Source organism: Leeuwenhoekiella palythoae, from assembly GCF_020310025.1.
GTDB lineage: Bacteria > Bacteroidota > Bacteroidia > Flavobacteriales > Flavobacteriaceae > Leeuwenhoekiella > Leeuwenhoekiella palythoae.
The window spans coordinates 3,342,793-3,366,504 of record NZ_CP084318.1 but is presented as its reverse complement, the minus strand read 5'-3'; the positions used below and the strand labels follow the sequence as shown (position 1 = coordinate 3,366,504).

The 23,712-nt window shown below is 39.6% G+C and carries 22 protein-coding genes; 13 read left to right on the top strand and 9 right to left on the bottom strand.

Annotation, left to right across the window (positions count from 1 at the left end; translation table 11 throughout):
* Positions 1-3 precede the first annotated feature (3 nt).
* The 4 genes from ilvC to ilvD all read right to left on the bottom strand — a co-directional run bounded on the left by ilvC (position 4) and on the right by ilvD (position 5,533).
* A complete protein-coding gene (gene ilvC, locus LDL79_RS14380) occupies positions 4-1,503 on the bottom strand; it encodes a ketol-acid reductoisomerase (RefSeq protein ID WP_225598205.1) in 1,500 nt (499 codons plus the stop codon).
* 74 nt (positions 1,504-1,577) lie between these two features.
* Positions 1,578-2,105, bottom strand: a complete 528-nt coding sequence (gene ilvN, locus LDL79_RS14375; protein ID WP_072979426.1) for an acetolactate synthase small subunit — start codon at positions 2,103-2,105, stop codon at positions 1,578-1,580.
* Between the two features lie 2 nt (positions 2,106-2,107).
* On the bottom strand, positions 2,108-3,844 hold the full coding sequence (gene ilvB, locus LDL79_RS14370) for a biosynthetic-type acetolactate synthase large subunit (RefSeq protein WP_225598204.1): 1,737 nt from the start codon (positions 3,842-3,844) through the stop codon (positions 2,108-2,110).
* Positions 3,845-3,850: 6 nt separating this feature from the next.
* Positions 3,851-5,533, bottom strand: coding sequence for a dihydroxy-acid dehydratase (gene ilvD / locus LDL79_RS14365; RefSeq protein ID WP_225598203.1), 1,683 nt, complete (start codon positions 5,531-5,533; stop codon positions 3,851-3,853).
* A gap of 451 nt (positions 5,534-5,984) precedes the next feature.
* On the opposite strand from ilvD, the gene LDL79_RS14360 reads away from it, so the two are divergent.
* A complete protein-coding gene (locus LDL79_RS14360; RefSeq protein WP_225598202.1) occupies positions 5,985-6,971 on the top strand; it encodes an aldo/keto reductase in 987 nt (328 codons plus the stop codon).
* A gap of 12 nt (positions 6,972-6,983) precedes the next feature.
* Entirely contained in the window at positions 6,984-7,286 is a 303-nt protein-coding gene (locus tag LDL79_RS14355) for a DUF3861 domain-containing protein (RefSeq protein ID WP_225598201.1), read from the top strand.
* An 80-nt stretch (positions 7,287-7,366) separates the two neighbouring features.
* Here LDL79_RS14355 and LDL79_RS14350 read toward each other — a convergent pair whose 3' ends face one another.
* Positions 7,367-7,837: a GNAT family N-acetyltransferase gene (locus LDL79_RS14350; RefSeq protein WP_225598200.1), complete on the bottom strand. Its 471-nt coding sequence runs from the start codon at positions 7,835-7,837 to the stop codon at positions 7,367-7,369.
* A 68-nt stretch (positions 7,838-7,905) separates the two neighbouring features.
* Positions 7,906-9,267 (bottom strand): NAD-dependent succinate-semialdehyde dehydrogenase, encoded by a 1,362-nt coding sequence (locus LDL79_RS14345; protein WP_225598199.1) that lies wholly within the window; start codon positions 9,265-9,267, stop codon positions 7,906-7,908.
* A 159-nt stretch (positions 9,268-9,426) separates the two neighbouring features.
* Here LDL79_RS14345 and LDL79_RS14340 point away from each other — a divergent pair, with 159 nt between their 5' ends.
* Positions 9,427-9,831 carry a glyoxalase gene (locus LDL79_RS14340; protein WP_072980427.1) on the top strand — a complete coding sequence of 135 codons (405 nt, stop codon included), beginning with the start codon at positions 9,427-9,429 and terminating at the stop codon, positions 9,829-9,831.
* A gap of 142 nt (positions 9,832-9,973) precedes the next feature.
* Here the strand turns inward: LDL79_RS14340 and ychF are convergent, their stop codons facing one another.
* The gene (gene ychF / locus LDL79_RS14335) at positions 9,974-11,068 is read right to left on the bottom strand and encodes a redox-regulated ATPase YchF (RefSeq protein WP_225598198.1); all 1,095 of its coding nucleotides are present in this window, start codon (positions 11,066-11,068) and stop codon (positions 9,974-9,976) included.
* 232 nt (positions 11,069-11,300) lie between these two features.
* Positions 11,301-11,651, bottom strand: coding sequence for a 4Fe-4S dicluster domain-containing protein (locus LDL79_RS14330; protein ID WP_072979442.1), 351 nt, complete (start codon positions 11,649-11,651; stop codon positions 11,301-11,303).
* A 165-nt stretch (positions 11,652-11,816) separates the two neighbouring features.
* Here LDL79_RS14330 and LDL79_RS14325 point away from each other — a divergent pair, with 165 nt between their 5' ends.
* The 6 genes from LDL79_RS14325 (at position 11,817) to LDL79_RS14300 (ending at position 17,027) form a co-directional block, all read left to right on the top strand.
* Positions 11,817-12,875, top strand: coding sequence for an acyl-CoA reductase (locus LDL79_RS14325; RefSeq protein WP_225598197.1), 1,059 nt, complete (start codon positions 11,817-11,819; stop codon positions 12,873-12,875).
* A 185-nt stretch (positions 12,876-13,060) separates the two neighbouring features.
* The gene (gene serC / locus LDL79_RS14320) at positions 13,061-14,125 is read left to right on the top strand and encodes a 3-phosphoserine/phosphohydroxythreonine transaminase (RefSeq protein ID WP_225598196.1); all 1,065 of its coding nucleotides are present in this window, start codon (positions 13,061-13,063) and stop codon (positions 14,123-14,125) included.
* Positions 14,126-14,159: 34 nt separating this feature from the next.
* Positions 14,160-15,113, top strand: coding sequence for a D-2-hydroxyacid dehydrogenase (locus LDL79_RS14315; RefSeq protein ID WP_072979448.1), 954 nt, complete (start codon positions 14,160-14,162; stop codon positions 15,111-15,113).
* Positions 15,114-15,230: 117 nt separating this feature from the next.
* Positions 15,231-15,866, top strand: a complete 636-nt coding sequence (locus LDL79_RS14310; protein WP_225598195.1) for a DUF937 domain-containing protein — start codon at positions 15,231-15,233, stop codon at positions 15,864-15,866.
* A gap of 174 nt (positions 15,867-16,040) precedes the next feature.
* Complete coding sequence (locus LDL79_RS14305) at positions 16,041-16,472, top strand: DUF6146 family protein (RefSeq protein ID WP_225598194.1); 432 nt, start codon at positions 16,041-16,043, stop codon at positions 16,470-16,472.
* A 42-nt stretch (positions 16,473-16,514) separates the two neighbouring features.
* Positions 16,515-17,027 carry a DUF6787 family protein gene (locus tag LDL79_RS14300; protein WP_225598193.1) on the top strand — a complete coding sequence of 171 codons (513 nt, stop codon included), beginning with the start codon at positions 16,515-16,517 and terminating at the stop codon, positions 17,025-17,027.
* Positions 17,028-17,071: 44 nt separating this feature from the next.
* On the opposite strand, the gene LDL79_RS14295 is transcribed toward LDL79_RS14300, so the two are convergent.
* Positions 17,072-18,598, bottom strand: a complete 1,527-nt coding sequence (locus tag LDL79_RS14295) for an NAD(P)H-hydrate dehydratase (protein WP_225598192.1) — start codon at positions 18,596-18,598, stop codon at positions 17,072-17,074.
* A gap of 145 nt (positions 18,599-18,743) precedes the next feature.
* On the opposite strand from LDL79_RS14295, the gene LDL79_RS17230 reads away from it, so the two are divergent.
* From LDL79_RS17230 to thrC, 4 genes are all read left to right on the top strand, one after another.
* Positions 18,744-18,869 (top strand): hypothetical protein, encoded by a 126-nt coding sequence (locus LDL79_RS17230; RefSeq protein ID WP_262903804.1) that lies wholly within the window; start codon positions 18,744-18,746, stop codon positions 18,867-18,869.
* Positions 18,870-18,939: 70 nt separating this feature from the next.
* Positions 18,940-21,378 carry a bifunctional aspartate kinase/homoserine dehydrogenase I gene (gene thrA / locus LDL79_RS14290; protein WP_225598191.1) on the top strand — a complete coding sequence of 813 codons (2,439 nt, stop codon included), beginning with the start codon at positions 18,940-18,942 and terminating at the stop codon, positions 21,376-21,378.
* 9 nt (positions 21,379-21,387) lie between these two features.
* On the top strand, positions 21,388-22,317 hold the full coding sequence (locus LDL79_RS14285; protein ID WP_225598190.1) for a homoserine kinase: 930 nt from the start codon (positions 21,388-21,390) through the stop codon (positions 22,315-22,317).
* An 86-nt stretch (positions 22,318-22,403) separates the two neighbouring features.
* Entirely contained in the window at positions 22,404-23,702 is a 1,299-nt protein-coding gene (thrC, locus tag LDL79_RS14280) for a threonine synthase (protein WP_225598189.1), read from the top strand.
* The last annotated feature ends 10 nt before the right edge of the window (positions 23,703-23,712 follow it).

Sequence of the window (23,712 nt, the reverse complement as noted above, 5' to 3'; positions counted from 1 at the left end):
TCTTTAAGCTGTCACAGCCTCTCCAGAAGCTACGGTCTTAATATCTTTCATCGCAGTCATTGACTCACGTAACCAAGCTCCTACAGCTTCTACTTCGTGAGCACGAATAGCATCGTTCACAGCAATAAGTGTTTTATTGTCAACGCTATTATCTGTTGCATACGCTTTACCAATCACATCGGTATCAATACCTTTCATAAACTCAGTAAGCATTGGCTTACACGCGTGATCAAATAAGTAACAACCATATTCTGCTGTATCAGAAATCACACGGTTCATTTCGAATAATTTCTTACGAGCAATCGTATTTGCGATAAGTGGAGTTTCGTGAAGTGACTCGTAATAAGCCGACTCTTCAATGATTCCGGCTTCGGTCATGGTTTCAAAAGCGAGTTCTACACCGGCTTTTACCATCGCTACCATCAACACCCCGTGATCAAAGAATTCTTGCTCGCTGATTTCCTGGCTTCCGGCAGGTGTTTTTTCAAAAGCAGTTTCTCCGGTAGCTGCTCTCCATTTAAGAAGATTTGCATCATCATTAGTCCAGTCTTCCATCATTGTTTTTGAGAAATGACCAGAGATGATATCATCCATATGTTTGTGGAATAATGGACGTGTAATATCTTTAATTTCTTCAGCCAGTTCAAACGCTTTGATTTTTGAAGGATTGTTCAAACGATCCATCATATTGGTGATTCCACCGTGCTTTAACGCTTCGGTAATGGTTTCCCATCCATACTGAATCAATTTTGAAGCATAACCTGCATCGATTCCTTTTTCAACCATTTTGTCAAAGCAAAGAATAGAACCGGTTTGCAACATTCCGCAAAGAATGGTTTGCTCACCCATCAAATCACTTTTTACTTCAGCAACAAAAGAAGATTCAAGAACACCCGCTCTGTGACCACCGGTTGCTACAGCATAAGCTTTTGCCTGATCAAGACCTTTTCCTTCGGGGTCATTTTCAGGATGTACCGCAATAAGCGTAGGCACACCAAAACCACGCTTATACTCCTCACGTACTTCAGAACCCGGACATTTAGGCGCACACATAATTACCGTTAAGTCTTTACGCACTTGCATTCCTTCTTCTACAATATTGAACCCGTGGCTATACGCCAAAGTAGCACCTTCTTTCATCAATGGCATAATCGTATTCACCACTGAAGTATGCTGCTTGTCTGGAGTAAGGTTACAAACCAAATCTGCAGTTGGGATGAGTTCGTCATAGGTTCCTACGGTAAACCCGTTATCTACAGCATTTTTATACGAAGCTCTTTTCTCTTTAATCGCACCTTCGCGCAACGCATAAGAAATATCTAAGCCGCTGTCACGCATATTTAACCCTTGGTTTAAACCTTGCGCACCACAACCTACGATGACTACTTTTTTTCCGCGTAAAGCTTCTACCCCATTTGAAAATTCTTCAGATTCCATAAAGCGGCATTTGGCAAGTTGTGCCAACTGTTCTCTTAGGGATAGTGTATTAAAGTAATTTGACATTTTGATTTATTTTTAATGATATTGATTAGTTAATTTTATTAGCGCCGCTAAAAGGCTTTCACCTTTTGGGCTGTTTACTCGGCAAATTCTGCCAACATTTTAGAGATTTTCATTTCGTCTTTAGTTACCGAAATTCTTCCGGAACGTACAAATTGCATAATTCCGAAAGCGCTTAATTCACGATATAAAAGTTCGATCTCACTGCGACGACCGGCTTTCTCCAGAACAAAAAACTCTTTATTCACGGTTACGATACGTGCGCTACTTTCTTTTATGATATTTTGAATTTGGCGCTCTTCAAATAGCAAGTCTGATTTGATTTTAAACAGACAAGTCTCCAAGAAAATCGTCTCCTCATCGGTATGATAGAAGGCTTTGATCACCTCTACCTGCTTTTCAAGCTGACCGATGATCTTTTTCATGCGTTCTTCGGTAAGGTTGATTACGATGGTAAATCGCGACACGCCTTCGATCTCTGAAATCGAAGTGTTTAAACTCTCGATATTTATTTTTCTACGCTGAAATATCGCCGAAATACGGTTTAGCAAACCGATGTTATTTTCGGTATATATAGAAACGGTATATGTTTTTATCTCGCTCATAACTACTCAAGTCTAATATCTGAAACTGATGCTCCTGTTGGGATCATCGGGAATACGTTATCTTCTTTTTCTACAGTAACTTCAAGGAAGTATGGTCCATCTGAAGCTAGCATTTCCTCTATAGCTTCTGCAAGGTCTTCACGTTTTGAAACGCGTTTTGCATCTATGTAATACCCTTTGGCAATTGCTACAAAATCAGGGTTGATCAATTCGGTTGAAGCATAACGACGGTCAAAGAATAACTGCTGCCACTGGCGCACCATTCCGAGGAAATCATTATTCAACACCACGATCTTTACAGGAACTTTTGTTTGAAAAATGGTCCCTAATTCTTGAATGGTCATCTGATAACCACCATCGCCAATTATCGCAACTACAGGACGCTCTGGCGCTCCCATTTTTGCTCCAATCGCTGCCGGAAGTGCAAATCCCATCGTTCCTAATCCACCGGAAGTTACATTACTTTTAGAATGGTTGAATTTGGCGTAACGACAAGCGATCATTTGATGTTGACCTACGTCTGAAACGATCACCGCATCTCCTTTTGAAACTTTATTGATTCCTTCAAGAACTTCGCCCATCGTCAAACCTTCTTTCTCAGGAGTAATATCGTCTTTAATGATCTTATCAAATTCTACCTGATACAGCTCTTTAAAACGGTTGTGCCATTCGGTATGTTTTTTCTCTTCTAGAAGAGGAAGTAAAGCCGCCAGCGTTTCTTTACTGTTTCCGAGAACAGCAATATCGGCAGTTACATTTTTATTCACCTCAGCAGGATCAATTTCAAAATGAATCACTTTTGCCTGCTTTGCATAGGTATTTAAATCACCAGTTACACGGTCGTCAAAACGCATCCCGATAGCGATCAAAACATCACACTCGTTAGTCAATAAGTTAGGTGCATAATTTCCGTGCATCCCTACCATACCCACATTTAAAGGGTGATCTGTAGGAATCGCCGAAACTCCAAGTATCGTCCAGGCTGCAGGAACTCCAGATTTTTCAACTACTGCCTTAAACTCTTCTTCTGCTTTACCTAAAATAACACCTTGTCCCCAAACGATCATGGGTTTTTTAGCATTATTGATCGCTTCTGCTGCAGCTTGTAAAGCCTCAGGATTTAGTTTTGGCACCGGCTTGTAACTACGAACCGCAGTACATTTTTTATAAGCAAAATCAAACTCTTCAAACTGTGCATCTTTTGTAATATCGATAAGCACAGGTCCCGGACGGCCACTTTTTGCGATGTAAAAAGCTTTAGCCATCACCTCAGGAATTTCAGATGCCTTAGTGATCTGATAATTCCATTTTGTAACGGGTGTAGAAATACCGATAATATCAGTCTCTTGAAACGCATCACTACCTAATAAATGCGAAGCCACCTGCCCGGTAATACAAACCATAGGTGTTGAATCTATTTGCGCATCAGCGATCCCGGTAATAAGGTTAGTTGCTCCAGGTCCCGATGTTGCAATTGCGACGCCTACTTTTCCGCTTACACGTGCATACCCTTGAGCGGCGTGCGTCGCACCTTGCTCGTGACGAGTCAAGACGTGATGAAGCTTGTCTTGATATTTATACAACTCGTCATAAACGGGCATAATCGCCCCTCCGGGATAACCATAAAGTGTATCTACACCTTCGGCAAGCAAGCATTTAATGATAGCTTCTTTTCCCGTTAAACGCCGCGTAGCTTCTACTGCAGTGTCTTGCAATTTGATTGTTTGTGTATTATCCATACCCTTCTACATTTCGTCTGTCACACAACCTTTAGAAGCTGACGAGACTGTTTTCGCATATTTATATAACGCTCCGCGTTGGAATCTAAGTTCCGGAGCTGTCCATTTTTCTCTTCGTTTTGCCAATTCTTCATCGGTAATATCGATGTTGATGGTATTCTTAACAGCATCGATGGAAATGATATCTCCATTTTCTACAAGTGCGATATTTCCGCCCACTTGTGCTTCAGGAGAAACGTGCCCCACCACAAAACCGTGCGATCCACCAGAGAATCTTCCGTCAGTAATCAGAGCCACGTCTTTACCTAAACCGGCACCCATAATTGAAGATGTTGGCTTAAGCATTTCCGGCATTCCGGGACCACCTTTAGGTCCTTCATAACGAATGATCACAACGTCTCCTTTTTTGACTTTACCAGATTTAATTCCGTCGTTTACCTCTAGTTCGCTGTTGAACACATTAGCAGTTCCTGTAAATGAAAGTCCTTCTTTACCGGTAATCTTTGCTACAGCTCCTTCAGTAGCCAAGTTCCCGAATAAAATACGGATGTGACCACTATCTTTAATTGGCTTATCCAACGGTCTGATGATATCCTGACCATCTATAAGATTGGGAACATCTTTTAGGTTTTCAGCTAAAGACTTTCCGGTAACGGTTAAACAATCCCCGTGAAGCATATCGTTATCCAGCATATATTTTAATACTCCCGGAATTCCGCCAACACCGTGTAAATCTTCCATAGAATATTTACCTGAAGGTTTAAGGTTTGCTAACAACGGTGTGTTATCACTCAAGCGCTGAAAATCTTCTAACGTAAAATCTACCTGAGCTGCTTTAGCAATTGCCAAGAAGTGCAATACCGCATTGGTAGAACCTCCTAAAACAGTCACCAAACGAATCGCATTCTCGAGCGACTCTTTAGTTACAATATCTGAAGGTTTGATGTCGTGCTCCAATAAATATTTTAAGGCTTCACCTGCTTTAATACATTCCTGCTCTTTGATATTCGCATCAGTAACCGCAGGGTTCGATGAGTTAAAAGGCAACGACATTCCTAAAGCTTCAATAGCAGAAGCCATAGTATTTGCAGTGTACATACCACCACAAGCACCGGCACCGGGACAGGCTTTATGCACCACTTCTTTAAACTCATTATCATCAATAGTTCCCGCTACTTTTTGACCATAAGCCTCAAATGCAGAGATGATATCTAGTTTTTTTCCGTTATGGCATCCGGAAGCGATTGTTCCTCCATAAACTAAGATCGACGGGCGATTTAATCGCAATTGCGCAATTAATGCTCCCGGCATATTTTTATCACAGCCCACAACTGTAACCAGACCGTCATAACTCATTGCCTGAACTACAGTTTCCATAGAATCAGCGATGATATCACGTGACGGCAGCGAGAAACGCATTCCCGGAGTTCCGTTAGAAATACCATCACTTACACCGATCGTATTGAAAATAAGTCCGACTAAATCTGCATTAGACGCACCTTTCTTGACGTAGGTAGCCAAATCATTAAGGTGCATATTACAAGGATTCCCCTCATAACCAGTACTTGCGATACCAATTAGTGGTTTTTTTAGATCCTCATCGGTTAAACCTATTGCATGCAGCATTGCTTGAGCTGCAGGCAATGTTGGGTCTTGAGTTACAGTTTTACTGTATTTATTTAATTCCATTGTTATAATTCTAATTCGAAATTAATTATTCCCATTTTTTATCAATTCTTTTCCCAAAAAGCTTTGGATATACCAAAAATTCTCAAAAGGATTTTAAATTGTTGATTTTCAGATTTTTAAACTAAAAATACTACTATGTTCAATAGTCGAAATTCGGTACGTTTAAATGCTAATCAAAAAAAAAACCTTCCAGTTTAACGGAAGGTCTATTATTTAAATATGACGTTCCGCATCAACTACCGTTAATGACAATAATAGAACGTACACGAATTGCTGTTTTCATAATGGTAAAGCTATTTATTCTTAATGGGGCAGCATTAGAAACCCGGCTAAAATATTGGGATTACAGGCATTTTTAAAAATACCATATTTTGGCAAGGGTTTATGATCATTCTATTATAGGAAAACAGGTGGTTTTGTACTTTTAGTGAAAATTTTTAAACAATTTTTTATGAATTACAGAAGATTAGGCAAAACAAATCTCAATATCTCTGAAATTTCTCTCGGAACCTGGCAAGTGGGCGGCAAATGGGGTTCAGGTTTTGACGATACTACAGCAGAACACATCATCAACACCGCAATAGATCAAGGCATCAATTTTATTGATACTGCAGATGTTTATGAGAATGGACTGAGTGAAGCCGCAGTAGGCCGCGTAGTTCGAAGCAGAGCTGAAGAAGTCTATGTAGCCACCAAATGTGGTAGACAAATCAGCCCTCACGTTGATGCAGGTTATACGGCAAAAGCATTGCGCACTTACGTTGAAGACAGTTTGAAAAACACCGGTTTAGAGCGTTTAGATTTAATTCAATTGCATTGTCCGCCCACCGATACGTTTTATCGTCCGGAAATCTTTAGACTTTTTGAAGATCTTAAGCAAGAAGGAAAAATTGCCAATCTTGGTGTGAGCGTTGAAAAAGTAGAAGAAGGCTTGAAAGCGATGCAATATAATAATGTCACTACGGTACAGATCATTTTTAATGTATTTAGACAACGTCCTGCCGAATTATTCTTTCGCGAAGCGGAAAAAAATGATATCGGAATTATTGTAAGGGTTCCTTTGGCCAGCGGACTACTCACAGGTAAGTTTGATCAGAACTCCTCATTTGACAAAGAAGATCATCGCAACTTTAACCGAAACGGAGAAGCCTTTGATAAAGGAGAAACTTTCAGCGGAATTGATTTTGAAATCGGACTTCAAGCCGTAGATCAATTGAAAGGTATATTCCCTCAGGTAGAAAATCTTGCTCCCGTAGCGCTTCAATGGATTTTACAACATCCGGAAGTAAGCACTATTATTCCAGGAGCTTCTAAAGTTGAGCATTTGATGTCAAACCTTTCTCTTTATGAGCGACCCGATTTAACTTCAGAAGAAATTGAAAAAATGAATGCGGTTTATACTGAAAAAATAAAATCGCTTGTTCATCAAAAATGGTAAACCCTGAAAGCAATGGCAACCACAGTTAAAAAAGGAAATCACTACAAACTGAGTTTAGAACAGCTAAGCGTTTTAAAAGAAGAAAAGCGTACTGATCAAACACTTGAATTAGAATTCTCAAACCACGACGAACTCTTTGAAATCATCGAAAAAGTAAAGTCAAAACAACTTTTTAACTCAGAAGAAGAATCAACAGAATTTGCACTCGGACTTAAATTATTTACCGAAGTTATGCTTCGCAATAAAAAGCATCCTTTATTTGAAGATTTAAGACCTCACATTGTAGATTTTATGAAGAAGCTGAAGAGCTCTTAATAACAAGCTTTCGCCAAGCAAACGAAACATAGCTTTAACTACAATAATTAAAAAGCGACCTGATTAGGTCGCTTTTTTAATTATAATATTTTCCCGTATTTGGTTAGATCTGGAGTAAAACCTAAAGATTGATAAAGCTTTCGGGCCTTTTTGTTATCATCAAAAACATTAAGCGTTAATAAGCTGTAACCACAGTCTTTAGTCCATTCTTCTGCTTTTTGCATCAACATTTTACCTATACCTCTTCCCCTTGCTTCAGGTGCTACAATGATATCAGCAATATGGCCGTGAGGCTCTCTGTGATAATAGTCTGTGCCTATTTCCAAAAAAATAAAACCCAATCTCTGCTGATCCTGAGCATCTTCAGCAATAAAAATAGCATTATCCTTATTACCCTCCTCTATTTCAGCTTTTAAAATACGTTGATCAATATCAAGCATTACTTCTGGATCGCGCCAATGGGGTAATTCTGGATCCATTAAACTCGGTAGAAGGTTTAATATAAATTCTGTATCACTCTTAGTGACGCGTCTAATGTTTACTTTAGGCATTATAAGGTTGGTTTAAAAGTTGGATTTTTTAGAAAATTAGTCAATTAAACAGAAATTGTACTTATAGCTTATGAATAGCTGTTGAAATACACCGTCTTTTTATTTACAAACTCCTTAATACCATCTTCAGAAAGTTCCCTACCGTAACCCGAGATTTTGGTTCCACCAAAAGGCAATCTGGGATCACTTTTAACTAATTCATTTACAAATACAGCTCCGTCATCAAAAAGCGGGATCATTTTTTTAGCTTTTTCAAAGTCTTCAGTAAAAATAGAAACCCCTAATCCAAAGTTTGAAGAATTTACCAAATAAACCGCTTCATCTTCATTTTTAAATGTGGTAATCCCGATCACAGGACCAAAAGTTTCCTCCTTAAAAATAGGCATTGAAGGAGTAACATCAGTGACCACGGTAGGCTCAAAATATGCACCATCACGCTTTCCTCCTACTAATATTACCGCGCCTTGTTTTACACTTTTAGTTAACTGCTCGTGTAATTCTTCGGCAAGATCTTCCCGCGCCATTACTCCTATAAAAGTTTCTTCATCTGCAGGATCACCGCTTTTGAGCTTTCGCACTTCTTCTACGAATTTTTGGGTGAATTCTTCGGCGATGTTTTTATGCAAAAGCAAACGCTTCCCAGCAATACAGCTTTGCCCCGTATTTTGAAAACGCGCCTGAACTGCAGTTTTTACCGCTTCTTCCATATTACAATCTTCAAAAACCACAAGAGCGTTACTTCCTCCTAATTCTAAAACCGATTTTTTAATTTCATTTCCGGCAACTGATGCCACAGCGCTTCCTGCAGGTTTACTTCCGGTTAAAGTCACTGCTTTGACCTTTGAGTTCTTTATGATGCTTTCTACCTTAGCGCTAGCAATAGGAAGATTAGTAAAACAACCCTTAGGAAAACCGGCACGTTCAAAAACTTTCTGAATGTTTTGAGCGCTTCCCATCACATTACTCGCGTGCTTTAAAATACCTATATTTCCTGCCATTAAAGCCGGAGCGGCAAACCTAAAGACTTGCCAAAAGGGGTAATTCCAAGGCATTACCGCAAGCACGACGCCTAAGGGCTCATAGCTTACATAGCTCTCCACCGCATCGGTCTCAATGCTTTTAGGCGCGAGATGCTTAGGTGCATTTTCAGCATAATACTCACAAACCCACGCGCATTTTTCAACCTCAGCAATGGCTTGTTTAATAGGTTTTCCCATTTCTAAAGAAATGGTTTTAGCGTAAGCTTCTTTGTGTTTATTAAGATCAGCTGCAGCCGCCTGCATTAAAGCAGCGCGCTCTTCAAAGGTAGTTTTTCGCCAAGAAAGAAAACGCTCGTGCGCAATTTCTATATGTTCAACAAGTTCGGCTTTAGTTAATTCTTTTACTTCAGATATAACCTCTTGGTTATAAGGATTTATGGACGTTATCATGATTTTTTGTCAGTATTTTCCTAAAATTAAAGAATGCTGAACAAATAATATGGCCGATTAAGAGCACTTTAACCCTAATTGTTTATAAGTAGTTTACAACTCTTTGAGGCGCATTACACAAGCTTCTTTAATATGTGTAATTTTAGAAAACTTCACGCTATGAATTCTAGAGATTCCCAATTACTAGCACTTAGACCAGAAATTTTATCCGCCCGAGTTGATGACACGATGAGTGCAGATGAGCAATTTCAAAACGGAACTTTGCGCCCTGTGGTCAAACTTCAAAATGAGCTCCTGCTTGAAGCTTTTCGCAACTATATTAAAAAGCACAAAAATGTTTTTTACACGCTGAATATAGACCGAAGAATGCAATACATAGAGAATGCTATTCAAAAGGACATCAAGTTCAGAAACAGCCTAAAAGGTATGGTGATCGGTCAATTTACTGTAGAAGAATATCAGAAATATATTCAGAATTCTTCGGCATTAAACAAACGGATGATGAATTTGGTAAAAGAGCGTATTCAGAGTAATATTCAGCTGTTAGAAAGAGAGTTGGTTTAATTATAGCGAATAGATCAAGATACCGCCAGTAAGGACGAAAATAAATATCTAATAAAAAATCCCTTTGATATTGTTACCAAAGGGATTTTTTAATTTATAGGTTTTGTAGCCTGCCTATTCCAACTGCAGTCTGCAAACTGATTTATACATTAAATAAGAAGTGCATTATATCACCATCCTTTACAATGTAGTTTTTACCTTCTACACCCATTTTACCGGCTTCCTTTACTTTAGTTTCACTTCCATAGGAAACATAGTCTTCATAAGCGATTACTTCAGCTCTAATAAAGCCTTTTTCAAAATCGGTATGAATAACTCCGGCTGCTTGAGGTGCTGTAGAACCAATTTTAGTAGTCCACGCACGCACTTCTTTTTTCCCGGCGGTAAAATAGGTTTGCTGATTAAGCAGTTTATAGGCAGTACGAATTAGTTTTGAAGAACCCGGCTCCTCAAGACCGATATCTTGTAAAAACATCTGGCGCTCTTCATAGTCGTCTAGTTCGTTGATATCTGCTTCGGTACCTACGGCAAGCACAAGCACTTCTGCATTTTCTTCTTTAACGGCTTCACGAACCTGTTCTACATATTTATTACCGCTTACTGCAGCATTTTCATCTACATTACACACATACATCACAGGTTTGTCTGTAATAAACTGAAGTGGTTTTACAAACTCTGCGTAATCTTCTTCAGAAAAATCTACTGCTCGCACCGACTTTCCTTGCTCTAGTGCTTCTTTAATCTGCGCAAGCACTGACTCTTCTTTTTGAGCTTCTTTATTTCCGGTACGCGCTGCTTTTTTAACTTTCTCAAGTTTCTTTTCTACGGTTTCCAGATCTTTAAGCTGAAGCTCTATATCTATGGTCTCTTTATCGCGAATAGGGTTTACACTCCCATCAACGTGTACGATGTTATCATTGTCAAAACAACGCAAAACGTGTAGAATGGCATCGGTTTCTCTAATATTTCCTAAAAACTGATTTCCTAAACCTTCACCCTTGCTTGCTCCTTTTACAAGACCTGCAATATCTACAATATCAACGGTCGCAGGCACCACGCGCTCGGGTTTTACCAATTCCTCCAACTTAGATAAACGCGGGTCTGGCACATTCACCACCCCTACGTTAGGCTCAATGGTACAAAACGGAAAGTTTGCACTTTGCGCTTTAGCATTAGATAAACAATTAAAAAGAGTTGATTTACCTACGTTAGGCAATCCTACAATACCTGCTTTCATGGTTCAGAATTTTGAGGCGCAAATATAGGAAGCTTATCTAAAACTTTACACCTTTAGTTTATAATCAAATTTGTTTGTTTTGCAAGAGTTCAGCGCTTTGAATTATGGTGACTCCACACATGCGTAAAAATCTATACCTCAGCGTTATAGAACACCAATAAGTTTTATTTGAGCGCAAAAAAAAAGTCTGGTAGTGACACCAGACTCTTTTAATGCTATAAAAAGTTTTTGCTTAATTGTGGTGCATAAAGGCTTGCTTACCTAAAAGTTCTTCTTCGGTTTCTACGTGATCTTCATCAGGCACACAGCAATCTACCGGGCAAACCGCAGCACATTGTGGCTCCTCGTGAAAGCCCATACATTCTGTACACTTATCAGGCGCGATGTAATACACCTCATCACTTATTGGCTCTTGAGTCTCATCTGCATCAACCTCTCTTCCGTTAGGCAATACAATTTTACCTTCAAGATCAGTTCCGTCAGAATAGCGCCAGTCATCTGCTCCTTCATAAATCGCTGTGTTTGGGCATTCCGGTTCACAAGCCCCACAGTTAATGCATTCATCAGTTATTATAATTGCCATAGTATAATCGTTTTCTAATCCTTAATTTTGCCAAAGGTAGGCTCTATTTTTCAAACCCTACTAAATTAGTAGAAATTAATGAGAAACCTTACAATCAACTTAAGGTTTTCGTTACAAATTTAAGTTGCAAAATTAAGGCGTGGTCCTTACTTCACCAAACCATTTATGGATTTAAACCAAAGAATTACCGCATTCTCAAACCTCAGTCTATTTTTAAAGAATTTTTTGTCAGATGCTACTAAATGCGAGGCTACGTTAAATGATTTTGAACACTTAAAAGAAGAATTACAGCAGGTCATACAAACCGCAAACAGACATAACGCGTGGTTTACTCCAGAGCATATAACCCAAGCGTTATCAAGCTGGTCTGTAGCGCTACAGAAAGATAATTTGACAGCGTGGATGGATGCTTATGCTATCACTTCTTCTTCAGAAAAAAGGGTTGCGGTGATTATGGCAGGCAACTTACCGCTGGTTGGATTTCACGATTTTTTGAGCGTACTGATCACCGGGCACCATCTAGTCGCAAAACTATCTAGCGACGATCAACTGCTTATGCCATTTTTGGCGAAAGTACTTGTCAAAATCGAGCCTGGTTTTGATTCAAAAATTACATTTACCAAAGAGAAACTCCCACAATTTGACGCGGTGATCGCTACCGGAAGCAACAATACCGCGCGGTACTTTGAATACTATTTTAAAAACAAACCCAGCATTATACGCAAAAATCGAAACGCTGTCGCTGTATTAACCGGTAATGAAACCTCCCAACAACTCGAAGCTTTAGGTGATGACATCTTTGGCTATTTTGGAATGGGGTGTCGTAGTGTGGCTAAGCTCTACGTACCTCAAAACTATGATTTTGACACGTTTTTTAATGCGATGTTTAAACAGCAAGATGTGATCAATCATCATAAATATGCCAACAACTACGACTATAACAAAGCGGTGTATTTAATGAGCTTATTTCCTGTTTTAGACAATGGCTTTATGGTATTAAAAGAAGACACAAATTTCTCATCCCCGATCTCTGTGGTCTTTTACGAGCGTTATACTGACGTTGAAACGTTAAAGGCCGAGTTGCAATCCAAAGCTGATCAAATTCAGTGTATAGTAGCTGATGATTTTATTGATGAGGATGTCGCTTTTGGACAGGCACAAAATCCAAAACTTTATGATTATGCAGACGGTGTTGATACCGTTGCATTTTTATTAAAATTATAAGAGAAATTCATCGATTATTTATTGATTTATCAAACCGCTTTGCAAGTGTTTTAAGCATCTTTGCATGTCTTTTTAAGCACGCAAAGACTTGCACATATAAAAGGTGGAATCTTATGCATTCTGTTTGAAAAGCCGTAATTTTCCAACTGAATAAAATTCAAAAAAGAGACCAAATATTCAATCTAATGAAAAAACATAATTTCAGTGCCGGGCCTTGTATTCTTCCACAGGAAGTTTTTAAACAAGCCTCTGAAGCCGTTTTAAATTTTAATAACCTCGATCTTTCTATTTTAGAAATCTCCCATAGAAGTAAGGATTTTGTTGATGTGATGGAAGAAGCACGTGAGCTTGCTCTTGAACTTTTGGGACTTGAAGGAAAAGGATATAAAGCTCTTTTTCTACAAGGTGGTGCAAGTATGCAGTTTGTAATGACCGCATACAACTTACTCGAGAACAAAGCAGGTTACATTAATACAGGAACGTGGAGTGATAAAGCGATCAAAGAAGCTAAGATCTTTGGCGAAGTCGTTGAAGTTGCAAGTTCAAAAGACAAGAATTACAATTACATCCCTAAAGGTTTTGATGTTCCTAAAGATCTAGATTATCTACATCTTACAACCAACAATACCATATTCGGAACCCAGATCAAAGATATTCCTACTACAGATGTACCGCTAGTGGCTGATATGAGTAGTGATATTTTCTCTCGTGAGATCGATTTTTCAAAGTTTGATCTTATATATGCTGGAGCTCAGAAAAATATGGGTCCTGCAGGTACTACACTTGTTGTCGTGAAGGAAGATATTTTAGGTAAAGTAACACGCCAGATTCCTAGTATGCTTAGCTATGCTACGCACGTATCTAAAGGAAGTATGTTTAACACGCCACCGGTTTTTGCGGTATATGTTTCGATGCTTACACTTCGTGCTATGAAGGCTAAGGGAGGTATCAGTGCTGCTGCTGAAAAAAACGAGAAAAAGGCTACGCTTTTATATTCTGAAATAGACCTTAACCCATTATTTAAAGGGTATGCAGCAAAAGAAGACCGCTCTCTGATGAACGCTACGTTTAATCTAACAGAAGACAATCTTAAAGAAACCTTTGATACGATGCTTAAAGAAGCAGGTATTAATGGTCTTAACGGTCACCGAAGCGTTGGTGGTTATCGTGCTTCTATGTACAATGCGTTACCGCTAAACAGCGTTGGTGTTCTGGTTGATGTAATGAGCGAATTAGAGCGCAAAGCTTAACCAAACCAATCCAAATAATATAAATTTTTAAAACATGAAAGTTTTAGCAAATGATGGTATTTCTCAAAGCGGAGTAGATGCTCTTAAAGCCGCCGGTTTTGAAGTAATTACCACAAAAGTTGCGCAAGAGCAACTTATCAATTACATAAATGAAAATAAAGTTGATGCGCTACTTGTACGCAGCGCAACCAAAGTTCGTCAAGATTTAATCGATGCGTGCCCAGACCTTAAATTAATTGGTCGAGGCGGTGTAGGTATGGATAATATTGACGTTCAATACGCAAAAGACAAAGGTCTTAGCGTGATCAACACACCGGCTGCTTCTTCTGCTTCGGTTGCAGAATTGGTTTTTGCTCATTTATATGGTGGTGTGCGTTTCCTTTTTGATGCTAACCGCAATATGCCGTTAGAGGGCGAGGAAAAATTTGGTGCACTTAAAAAAGCATATGCAAAAGGTGTTGAGCTGCGCGGAAAAACCTTAGGTGTCATCGGTTTTGGCCGAATCGGGCAAGCTACTGCTAAAGTTGCGCTTGGCGCCGGAATGAAAGTGATTTATTCTGACCCATATATGGAAAAAGCCGAAGTAAAATTAGACTTTTTCGATGGTCAGGAGGTTGCATTTAAATTTGAAAGCAAAGCCAAAGAAGATGTTCTTGCTGAAGCTGACTTTATCACCCTACACGTTCCTGCTCAAAAGGAATATGTAATTGGCAAAGCCGAAATTGAAAAAATGAAAGACGGTGCTGCTTTGGTTAATGCTGCGCGTGGCGGAGTAATTGATGAATTGGCCCTTATTGAAGCGCTAGATTCTGGTAAACTTGCCTTTGCTGCTCTTGACGTTTTTGAGAGCGAGCCAAAGCCGGAAATCAAAATTTTAATGCATCCTAAAATTTCATTGTCTCCGCACATTGGGGCAGCGACCAATGAAGCTCAGGATCGTATAGGTGTTGAACTTGCCGAACAGATTTCTTCGATCTTAAAAGCATAGTCGTTCAGACACATAGCCTATCAAAGCCGAATAGTTATTCGGCTTTTTTTATGGAAAAAAGTTAAAGAATTCAAAACATGTAACTAAATTTAAAGTATTAACAAAAACTCATTTATAATGTCAGGCTTACTAGATTTATTAAATAGCGACTTAGGAAAACAATTGATAAGCGGTGCCAGTGCTCAGACCGGAGCATCAGAAAGCAAAACCGCAGATGTGCTGAGTATGGCGATGCCCTTACTTTTAGGCGCGATGAAAAAGAATGCTTCTTCGCAAGAAGGCGCATCCGGACTTATGGGTGCTTTAAGCGGAAAACACGACGGGAGTATCCTTGATAATTTAGGAAGTATTCTTGGCGGCGGAAGCGTAGATCAGAATGTAATTAAGGATGGTGCAGGTATTTTGGGCCACGTCTTGGGCGGAAAACAACCCATGATCGAAAATGCTTTGAGCACCAAAACAGGTCTTGATGCCGGTACGGTAGCCCAGATTCTGAAGATCGCTGCTCCTATCCTACTCGGCATTATTGGGAAACAAACTAAAGAAAACAATATTCAAGATCAGGATGGTCTTACAGGTATTTTAGGCAGTATGTTAGGCGGACAACCTAAAGAAAACCAAAGCCTGATTGAATCTCTTATAGACTCAGATGGTGACGGCAGCGTTCTAGACGATGTAGCAGATATGGTTTTAGGTTCAAATAAGAAAAAAGGCGGCCTAGGCGGAATGCTCGGTGGACTTTTCGGTAAATAGTTTCAGCTTAAATCAATTACGGAGCCGCTTTGAATAAGCGGCTTTTTTTATGCCGAAAAATAGGAGTTGGATGGGATCTATAAAACACGCGTTGAGAGAAGTATATTTTAGTTCACATCAAAATTAAAGACAAATATCTGGCAGGAGTTTTGTAGCTTTAAAAGAAAAGCTGGTATGAAAAATTTAATTTACGTCTTTATAGCCCTTCTTGTCATTTATGGCTGCGCATCTTCTCAGGGAGAAAAAAAGCTTGAAACAAGCGATCCACTGAGCACTTCAAACGATACGGTGCGCATTGCAAACGACAGCCTCGAATATGAGATCATTATTATTGAACCCGGTTACAATGCTTTTTTAAATTCTATCGCGCGACCAGAAGGCTATTATTCTCAAAATTATCTGGAAAATAAAAATCGGTTTATTGTTCCTGAATACAACCAACGGGTATTGCAACCTTTTAGATACAATAACAATTTATACCCACAACAAATAGATTATAACAGCTCTGTAGATTACGGCTATGAGGTAAATTATAAACTATATTATTACTTCGTGTACTTCTGCCGTAAGTATAACCAGCGTTTTAGCGTACCAACACGTATTTAAGTTTTTACTATTTATCTTAGTTCTAAATAGTATATTTGACGCGTGAAAAAATTCAAGGAACACTGGGAAATCAACCAGAACTGGCAACTTATTTATCCTATTTTAGGCATTATTCTTTCATTAGCCTGCGGAATTCTGATCGCCCGAAGATTGGATTTCTTTCTTGAACCCGGAGCCTTACAGACGGTGTATTTGGTGATACTCACTTTGGTGCTTACGTATCTTATAATAAAACTAAGCTTATATTGCTTTAAAAAACTTAAAAACCGCTGGATTTTAGACTACCGTTGGCAGTTCATTGCTGCATTCATCGTATTTGCCATTACAGGGTCTACCGCCGGCCGCATCTCTAGCCCGGTTATGCAAGCCTTAGGACTAGGAAGCGATTCGATCTCCGGATGGATTTACTGGCCGCTACGTATAATTATTATTTTTCCGCTGTATCAGGTTTTATTGCTTATCGTTGCCTGGATTTTTGGTATGTATTCTTTTTTCTATGCGTTTGAAAAAAAGATGCTTTCCAGAATGGGATTAGGCTTTTTATTTAAAAAATAACTTTAGATAAGAGTCATCCAAGAATTTCACTTTTCACTGCACAACTACTGCTTTTGCGCAGGCTGGGCAAAAAGATTAAGATACGCCTGACCTAAAAATTCTGTGATCATACTTGCGGTCAAGCCCTCATAAGCTGTGTGGTTTATCGCGATATCGGCTGCTTTCCCGTGTAAATACACGCCAAAAATTGCCGCAGTCAAAGCATCATAGCCCTGAGCCATCAATCCTGTAATAATACCCGTAAGAACATCCCCACTTCCACCGGTTGCGAGTCCGGGATTCCCGGTGTTATTTACGTAATACTTTCCATCAAAAACGGTAATGGTATGCGCATCCTTTAGCACTAAAACGCAATTGTATTTTTTGCTGAATGCTTCGGCTTTTTTCAACTTTTCAAAATCATCTTCCGACGCACCTATTAAGCGTTCTAGCTCTTTAGGATGCGGTGTAAGCACGCTATACTTCGGTAAAAACTCTAAGAATTCTTGATTTTTTGATAATATATTTAAGGCGTCAGCATCAACAACAAGTGGGGTTTTATTTGCCTTTAAAAATGTTTTTAAAGCTTGCTGAGTTATCTTTTCTGTCCCTAATCCGGGACCAACTCCTATAACCGTAGGAGCAAGATCAAATTGAATTTCTTCTAGGTATTTCCCGTTATATCTGTCAGCCAAAACCATTGCCTCCGGCAAACTCGATTGTAAAATAGGCAAGCCCTGCTGTGTTGTGTAAGCAGTCACGAGACCTGCTCCTGCACTCAAAGCGCCTTTACAACTCAACACCGCAGCACCTGTTTTGCCATAACTCCCGGCGATCAGCAATGCGTGGCCGTAGGTACCTTTATGACTAAATTTAGTACGCGGTTTATACATTTGTTGCGCTTCGGCTTTATCTATCAATTGAGCTTGTGTCTGCACCGAATTCATAAAGTTTCGATCTAAACCGATATCTAGCACCGTCCAATTGTTGATGTATTTTCCGCTTTGCGGAAGAAAAAAGGCAAGCTTAGGCGTCTGAAAAGACAAGACGATGGTAGGCTTGATCACTTCAGAATCCTTGATATAAACATCAACGCCCATCCCAGATGGCACATCAATGGCTACCGTATAAGCTCCACTTTGGTTAATATTCACAAACAGCTGCTGCACCCATTTAGGTGCGGGCCGATTAATACCTATACCAAAAATGCAATCCACCACAAGGTCTTCTCTGTTTATCTGAGGCAGGTCGTCTTCTGATTTTAATACTTGAGGCCATTTTCGGGTTACTTTTTTGAGCTCTTCTAATGCCAATAGAAAATCTTTGCTTCGGTTGTCGCTGTAATTCACCACATACACATCTACCGGATACTGATGCTCAACAAAATATCTTGCGATCACCAGACCATCACCTCCATTATTTCCTATTCCGCAAAAGATTTTAACCGGTACCGGTTGGCCTTGAAGCCGCTGGTGCATAAACTCAAATGCATAACCGCCGGCACGCTCCATCAGATTATAAGAAGGAATGTTCTCGGCATTCTCAGTTGCTTTATCTGCTTGATAAACTTGCTCTTTGCTTAATATTTTCATCGGGAATAATTTCGGGTTTAGAATATTCGTAAGGAAAAGCCTTTGATTTCTATTTAATTAGTGATTTCTTGATAAAAAAAGTTTTCCTTGAATTATCCTCAAAAATCAATAATCTGGCTTGTGATTATGGGTAAAAATAATACTTTTGAAAGCAACAGTTAAGCAGAAAATGAAAGCAATTAACACCATTACCACTTCTACCATCGCGACCACAGGTCTTGCGATTGCTTTCATTATTATTACCCCTTTGGGGTATTCTTTTAACATATAACTTCGGTACATCTCGTGTTTACACGACAAGCAACTTATTTTTATAAAAACTCATTTCAAACACTAAAGCCATGCGTGTTTTAAAATTTGGCGGTACTTCAGTAGGAAGCGTCGCAAACATAAATCAAGTCATCAACATCGTAAAAAACGGTGCTCAAGATCAACATATAGCCATTGTAGTTTCTGCGCTAGGCGGAATTACCGACTTACTTATGCAAGCGGGAACCGATGCCAGCAATAAGGACGATTACAACACTGCCTTTAAAGACATCGAAGCCAAGCATATTGAATTTACACGAACGCTTATTCCTGATAGCGATGAGGCCTTAGACGAGATCAAAAATTTACTCAAAAGCCTTGAGTCTCTTTTACAAGGCATTTACTTGATCAATGAACTTTCTCCAAAAACCGTTGATAAATTATTAGCCTACGGCGAAATTTTATCTTCTTCTATCATTGCGCGTGCGATGTATGCGCAAGGTTTAGATGCTGTGCGAAAAGACAGCCGAGACTTGATCACAACCAACGATAAACACACCAAAGCCGGAGTAAATTATAAAGTGACCAACAGTCAAATTGAATATTATTTTACTAAAGCTAAACAAAAGATCACCGTGCTACCTGGTTTTATTGCCAGTACAGCAAATGGTGATACTACAACCTTAGGTCGTGGTGGTTCTGATTTTACTGCTGCGATCGTTGCTGCAGCGCTTGATGTAGATCAAGTAGAAATCTATACTGATGTGAGTGGTATGTACACCGCTAACCCTAAAATGGTCAAGCAGGCAAAACCTATTGAAAGTATTTCGTATCACGAAGCAATGGAGCTTTCTCACTTTGGCGCCAAAGTGTTGTATCCGCCTACTATCGTACCGGTGATGAGTAAAAACATCCCCATACGCATTAAAAATACTTTGCAACCCGAAGAACCCGGAACGCTTATTCACAACCAAAACGGACAAAGCACAAATCCTATCAAGGGCTTAAGCAATATCAGTAATGTGGCTTTACTCACCCTCGAAGGTGGCGGAATGGTCGGAATTCCCGGTATCAGTAAGCGTTTGTTTGAAACCTTAAGCAATCAGGGAATCAACATCATCTTGATCACGCAAGCTTCTAGCGAACACAGCATTTGTTTAGGGGTTATGGAAGACGATGCCGGCAAAGCTAAAAATGCTATTGACGAAGAATTTGAATATGAAATTTCTCTGAACAAAATCGATCCGTTAACGATCGAGATCGGTTTGAGTATTATTGCACTTGTTGGCGATCAAATGAAAAGCCATCAGGGCATCAGCGGTAAAATGTTCAGTACGCTTGGTAAAAACAACGTAAACATTCGTGCTATTGCTCAAGGAGCGAGTGAGAAGAATATTTCTGCAGTGATCGCTCAAAAAGACGTTAAAAAGGCCTTAAACAGCCTTCATGAGCGTTTCTTTGAAGCGCAACGCAAGCAATTGAACTTATTCATAACGGGAGTTGGAAATGTAGGTGAAAAACTGCTGAACCAAATTCAACAACAGCAAGAGTACCTAAAGAAACAGCTTAACATCAATATGCGTGTGCTGGGATTGAGCAATTCTCGCAAAATGCTTGTGGATGAAAGCGGGATCGACTTGCAAAACTGGAGCGCACTTTTAGACGCAGGAGAACCTGCGACACTAGATGGCTTTCTAGATCACGTGGTTGAGCTTAATCAACGAAACAGCATCTTTGTGGATATCACCGCTAACGCTGATGTAGCCGATATGTACGGGAAATACTTAAAACAAAGTGTTGCTGTAGTAGCCTGTAACAAGATCGCTGCTGCTTCTGATTTCAAAAATTATAGCGAGCTGAAACGCTTAAGTAAAGCCTATAATGCACCCTTATTGTTTGAAACTAACGTAGGTGCAGGACTGCCTATAATCGACACCTTAAACAACCTTATTGCTTCAGGAGATCGTGTAAATCGCATTCAGGCGGTATTATCGGGAAGTTTGAATTTTGTGTTTAACAATTTTAAATCCGGCGATAGTTTCCACGATGTGGTGCAAGCCGCAAAAGCCGAAGGATTTACTGAACCCGATCCGCGTATTGATTTGAGCGGTGTAGATGTTGCGCGTAAGATTTTAATTCTAGCACGTGAAAGCGGACTCAAAATCAATCTGGAAGACATTGAGAACGAACCATTCTTAACGGAAAACAACTTGAACAGTTCTGACGTTCCGCACTTCTTTGAAACTTTAAAAGAAGATGCAGCACATTTCGAAAAGCTCGTAGCTCAAGCTGAAGCTAAAAACTGCCGCTTAAAATATGTTGCACAACTTGATAACGGCAAGGCAAGCGTGGGACTTCAAGAAATTCCTGAAGGTCATCCATTTTACAATCTTGAAGGTTCAGATAACATCGTGTTGTTCTTTACTGACCGCTACCCTACTCAACCTATGCAGATCAAAGGTGCTGGTGCAGGTGGTGACGTAACCGCTTCGGGATTGTTTGCAGACATCATAAGAACAGCCACTTTTTAAGCCGAAATAATGAAAGAAATACGTGTCTTTTCGCCGGCGACAGTTGCAAACGTAAACTGCGGTTTTGATGTTTTAGGTTTTGCTCTGGATGGTTTGGGTGACGAAATGGTAATTCGTAAAGTTCCAAAAAAAGGAATCAAGATCACAGAGATCACCGGAGCCGAGTTACCCTTTGAAGCCAAAGAAAATGTAGTAGGCGTTGCCGGCTTAGCGATGGTCGAAGCTTTAGCGCTTGATTATGGTTTTGAGGTGGAAATTCATAAAAAAATAAGACTTGGCAGCGGTGTGGGAAGCAGCGCAGCAAGTGCCTCAGGAATTGTTTTTGGAATCAATCAATTTCTGGATGAGCCGTTATCAAATCTTGAACTTACTGAATTTGGAATGAAAGGGGAAGCGGTAGCCAGCGGTAATGAACATGCTGATAATGTTGCGCCGTGTCTTTACGGTGGGTTTACATTAATAACCGGTTACGAACCTTTAAAAATTGTTTCCGTACCGGTTCCTGAAGAATTGTATGTGACGATTATTCATCCGCATATAACGATTAAAACTAAAGAAGCTCGGGAGATTTTACCTAAAGAAGTTTCGCTCAAAAATGCAATCAAACAAACCGGAAATCTGGCCGGATTAATCGCCGGTCTTTATACTAAAGATTACGACTTGGTCGCTTCTAGCGCCACCGATGTTTTGGTAGAACCATACCGTAAAAATCTTATTCCTGATTTTGATTTTTATCGAGAGACTGCGCTAAAAAATGGCGGAATTGCTTTTGGAATTAGTGGCTCCGGACCTTCGATGTTTACACTAAGTAAAGGGTTACAAAATGCTGGTGCAGTTGAATTTGCATTAAAAAAAGCATTGAAAGAGAAAAATATGCGTAGTGATAGCTATGTGTCTCCCGTATCAAAGCACGGAAACAGAATTTTAGAAAAGAATTAAACAGTTTATTTCGTGTGATTTGGAATATTTCCTAGCTGTAGGAATTGCCTAATTAGCACGAATACACATTCAATATTTATAGAAAAATGAACTTTTATAGTTTAAATGGTAAAGCACCAGAAGTAGGTTTAGAGGAAGCTGTTGTACGTGGAATTGCACCCGACAAAGGATTGTATTTTCCCGAGTCGATCACACCGCTTCCGCAGTCGTTTTTTGATAACATAGAAAACCTGTCAAATAACGAAATTGCATTCACTGCAATCCGTCAATTTGTTGATGGGGTTATTCCTGACGAAGCCTTAAAAGATATTATTGCAGACGTGCTTTCTTTCGACTTTCCTGTTGTAGAAGTTGAAGAAAATATTGGTACGCTAGAACTTTTTCACGGCCCTACAATGGCGTTTAAAGATGTAGGCGCTCGATTTATGGCACGCTGTCTGGGCTATTTTTCAGCTCAAAAAGAAACCCAAGAACCGGTGACGGTTTTGGTAGCTACCAGTGGCGATACCGGCGGTGCTGTTGCTCGTGGTTTTCTAAATGTGGAAGGTGTTGATGTTGTGATTCTGTATCCAACCGGCAAAGTGAGCGATATTCAAGAAAAACAGTTAACTACATTGGGCGCAAATATTACAGCACTGGAAGTTGATGGAGTTTTTGACGATTGCCAAGCCATGGTAAAAACAGCATTTTTAGATGAAGAAATCACTTCTCAACGTAAATTAACTTCAGCCAACTCTATAAATATTGCGCGCTGGTTGCCACAATTATTCTATTTTCTTTTCGCTTACAAACAAGCAAAATCAAAAGGTAAAGAATTGGTTTTCTCTGTACCTAGCGGAAACTTTGGGAATATTTGTGCGGGAATGGTTGCCCATAAATTAGGAATGCCGGTAAAGCATTTTGTGGCTTCGGTAAACAGTAATGACATCGTTCCTGAATATTTAAAAACAGGAGAATACAAACCAAAACCTTCGGTTGCAACGATCAGTAATGCGATGGATGTGGGAGATCCTTCAAACTTTATCAGAATTCAGAAGTTATTCAACAACGATCTGGAAGCCCTTTCGCAGAAATTATCCTCTTTTTCATACTCTGACGAGGAAACTAAGGCAGCGATGCAAAAGATTTATGCAGAAACCGGTTATATCGCAGATCCTCATGGCGCCGTTGGTTATTTAGGTTTGAAACATTACTTGAAAGATCATCCTGATGCTTATGGTATTTTCTTAGAAACCGCGCATCCGGTTAAGTTTTTACCTGTTGTGAACCCTGTGATTGATGCAGAAATTGAAATTCCTGAGCAGATCAAAGCGGTTATGGACAAAGAAAAACACGCGATCGCTATTAAAAATTACGACGAATTTAAGTCGTTTTTGTTAAGCTAGGTGCTGCGCT

Coding starts and splice junctions, on each gene's coding strand:
- ilvC (WP_225598205.1), bottom strand. CDS start 1,503: ATGTCAAATTACTTTAATACACTATCCCTAAGAGAACAGTTGGCACAA.
- ilvN (WP_072979426.1), bottom strand. CDS start 2,105: ATGAGCGAGATAAAAACATATACCGTTTCTATATATACCGAAAATAAC.
- ilvB (WP_225598204.1), bottom strand. CDS start 3,844: ATGGATAATACACAAACAATCAAATTGCAAGACACTGCAGTAGAAGCT.
- ilvD (WP_225598203.1), bottom strand. CDS start 5,533: ATGGAATTAAATAAATACAGTAAAACTGTAACTCAAGACCCAACATTG.
- LDL79_RS14360 (WP_225598202.1), top strand. CDS start 5,985: ATGAATTACAGAAGATTAGGCAAAACAAATCTCAATATCTCTGAAATT.
- LDL79_RS14355 (WP_225598201.1), top strand. CDS start 6,984: ATGGCAACCACAGTTAAAAAAGGAAATCACTACAAACTGAGTTTAGAA.
- LDL79_RS14350 (WP_225598200.1), bottom strand. CDS start 7,837: ATGCCTAAAGTAAACATTAGACGCGTCACTAAGAGTGATACAGAATTT.
- LDL79_RS14345 (WP_225598199.1), bottom strand. CDS start 9,267: ATGATAACGTCCATAAATCCTTATAACCAAGAGGTTATATCTGAAGTA.
- LDL79_RS14340 (WP_072980427.1), top strand. CDS start 9,427: ATGAATTCTAGAGATTCCCAATTACTAGCACTTAGACCAGAAATTTTA.
- ychF (WP_225598198.1), bottom strand. CDS start 11,068: ATGAAAGCAGGTATTGTAGGATTGCCTAACGTAGGTAAATCAACTCTT.
- LDL79_RS14330 (WP_072979442.1), bottom strand. CDS start 11,651: ATGGCAATTATAATAACTGATGAATGCATTAACTGTGGGGCTTGTGAA.
- LDL79_RS14325 (WP_225598197.1), top strand. CDS start 11,817: ATGGATTTAAACCAAAGAATTACCGCATTCTCAAACCTCAGTCTATTT.
- serC (WP_225598196.1), top strand. CDS start 13,061: ATGAAAAAACATAATTTCAGTGCCGGGCCTTGTATTCTTCCACAGGAA.
- LDL79_RS14315 (WP_072979448.1), top strand. CDS start 14,160: ATGAAAGTTTTAGCAAATGATGGTATTTCTCAAAGCGGAGTAGATGCT.
- LDL79_RS14310 (WP_225598195.1), top strand. CDS start 15,231: ATGTCAGGCTTACTAGATTTATTAAATAGCGACTTAGGAAAACAATTG.
- LDL79_RS14305 (WP_225598194.1), top strand. CDS start 16,041: ATGAAAAATTTAATTTACGTCTTTATAGCCCTTCTTGTCATTTATGGC.
- LDL79_RS14295 (WP_225598192.1), bottom strand. CDS start 18,598: ATGAAAATATTAAGCAAAGAGCAAGTTTATCAAGCAGATAAAGCAACT.
- thrA (WP_225598191.1), top strand. CDS start 18,940: ATGCGTGTTTTAAAATTTGGCGGTACTTCAGTAGGAAGCGTCGCAAAC.
- LDL79_RS14285 (WP_225598190.1), top strand. CDS start 21,388: ATGAAAGAAATACGTGTCTTTTCGCCGGCGACAGTTGCAAACGTAAAC.
- thrC (WP_225598189.1), top strand. CDS start 22,404: ATGAACTTTTATAGTTTAAATGGTAAAGCACCAGAAGTAGGTTTAGAG.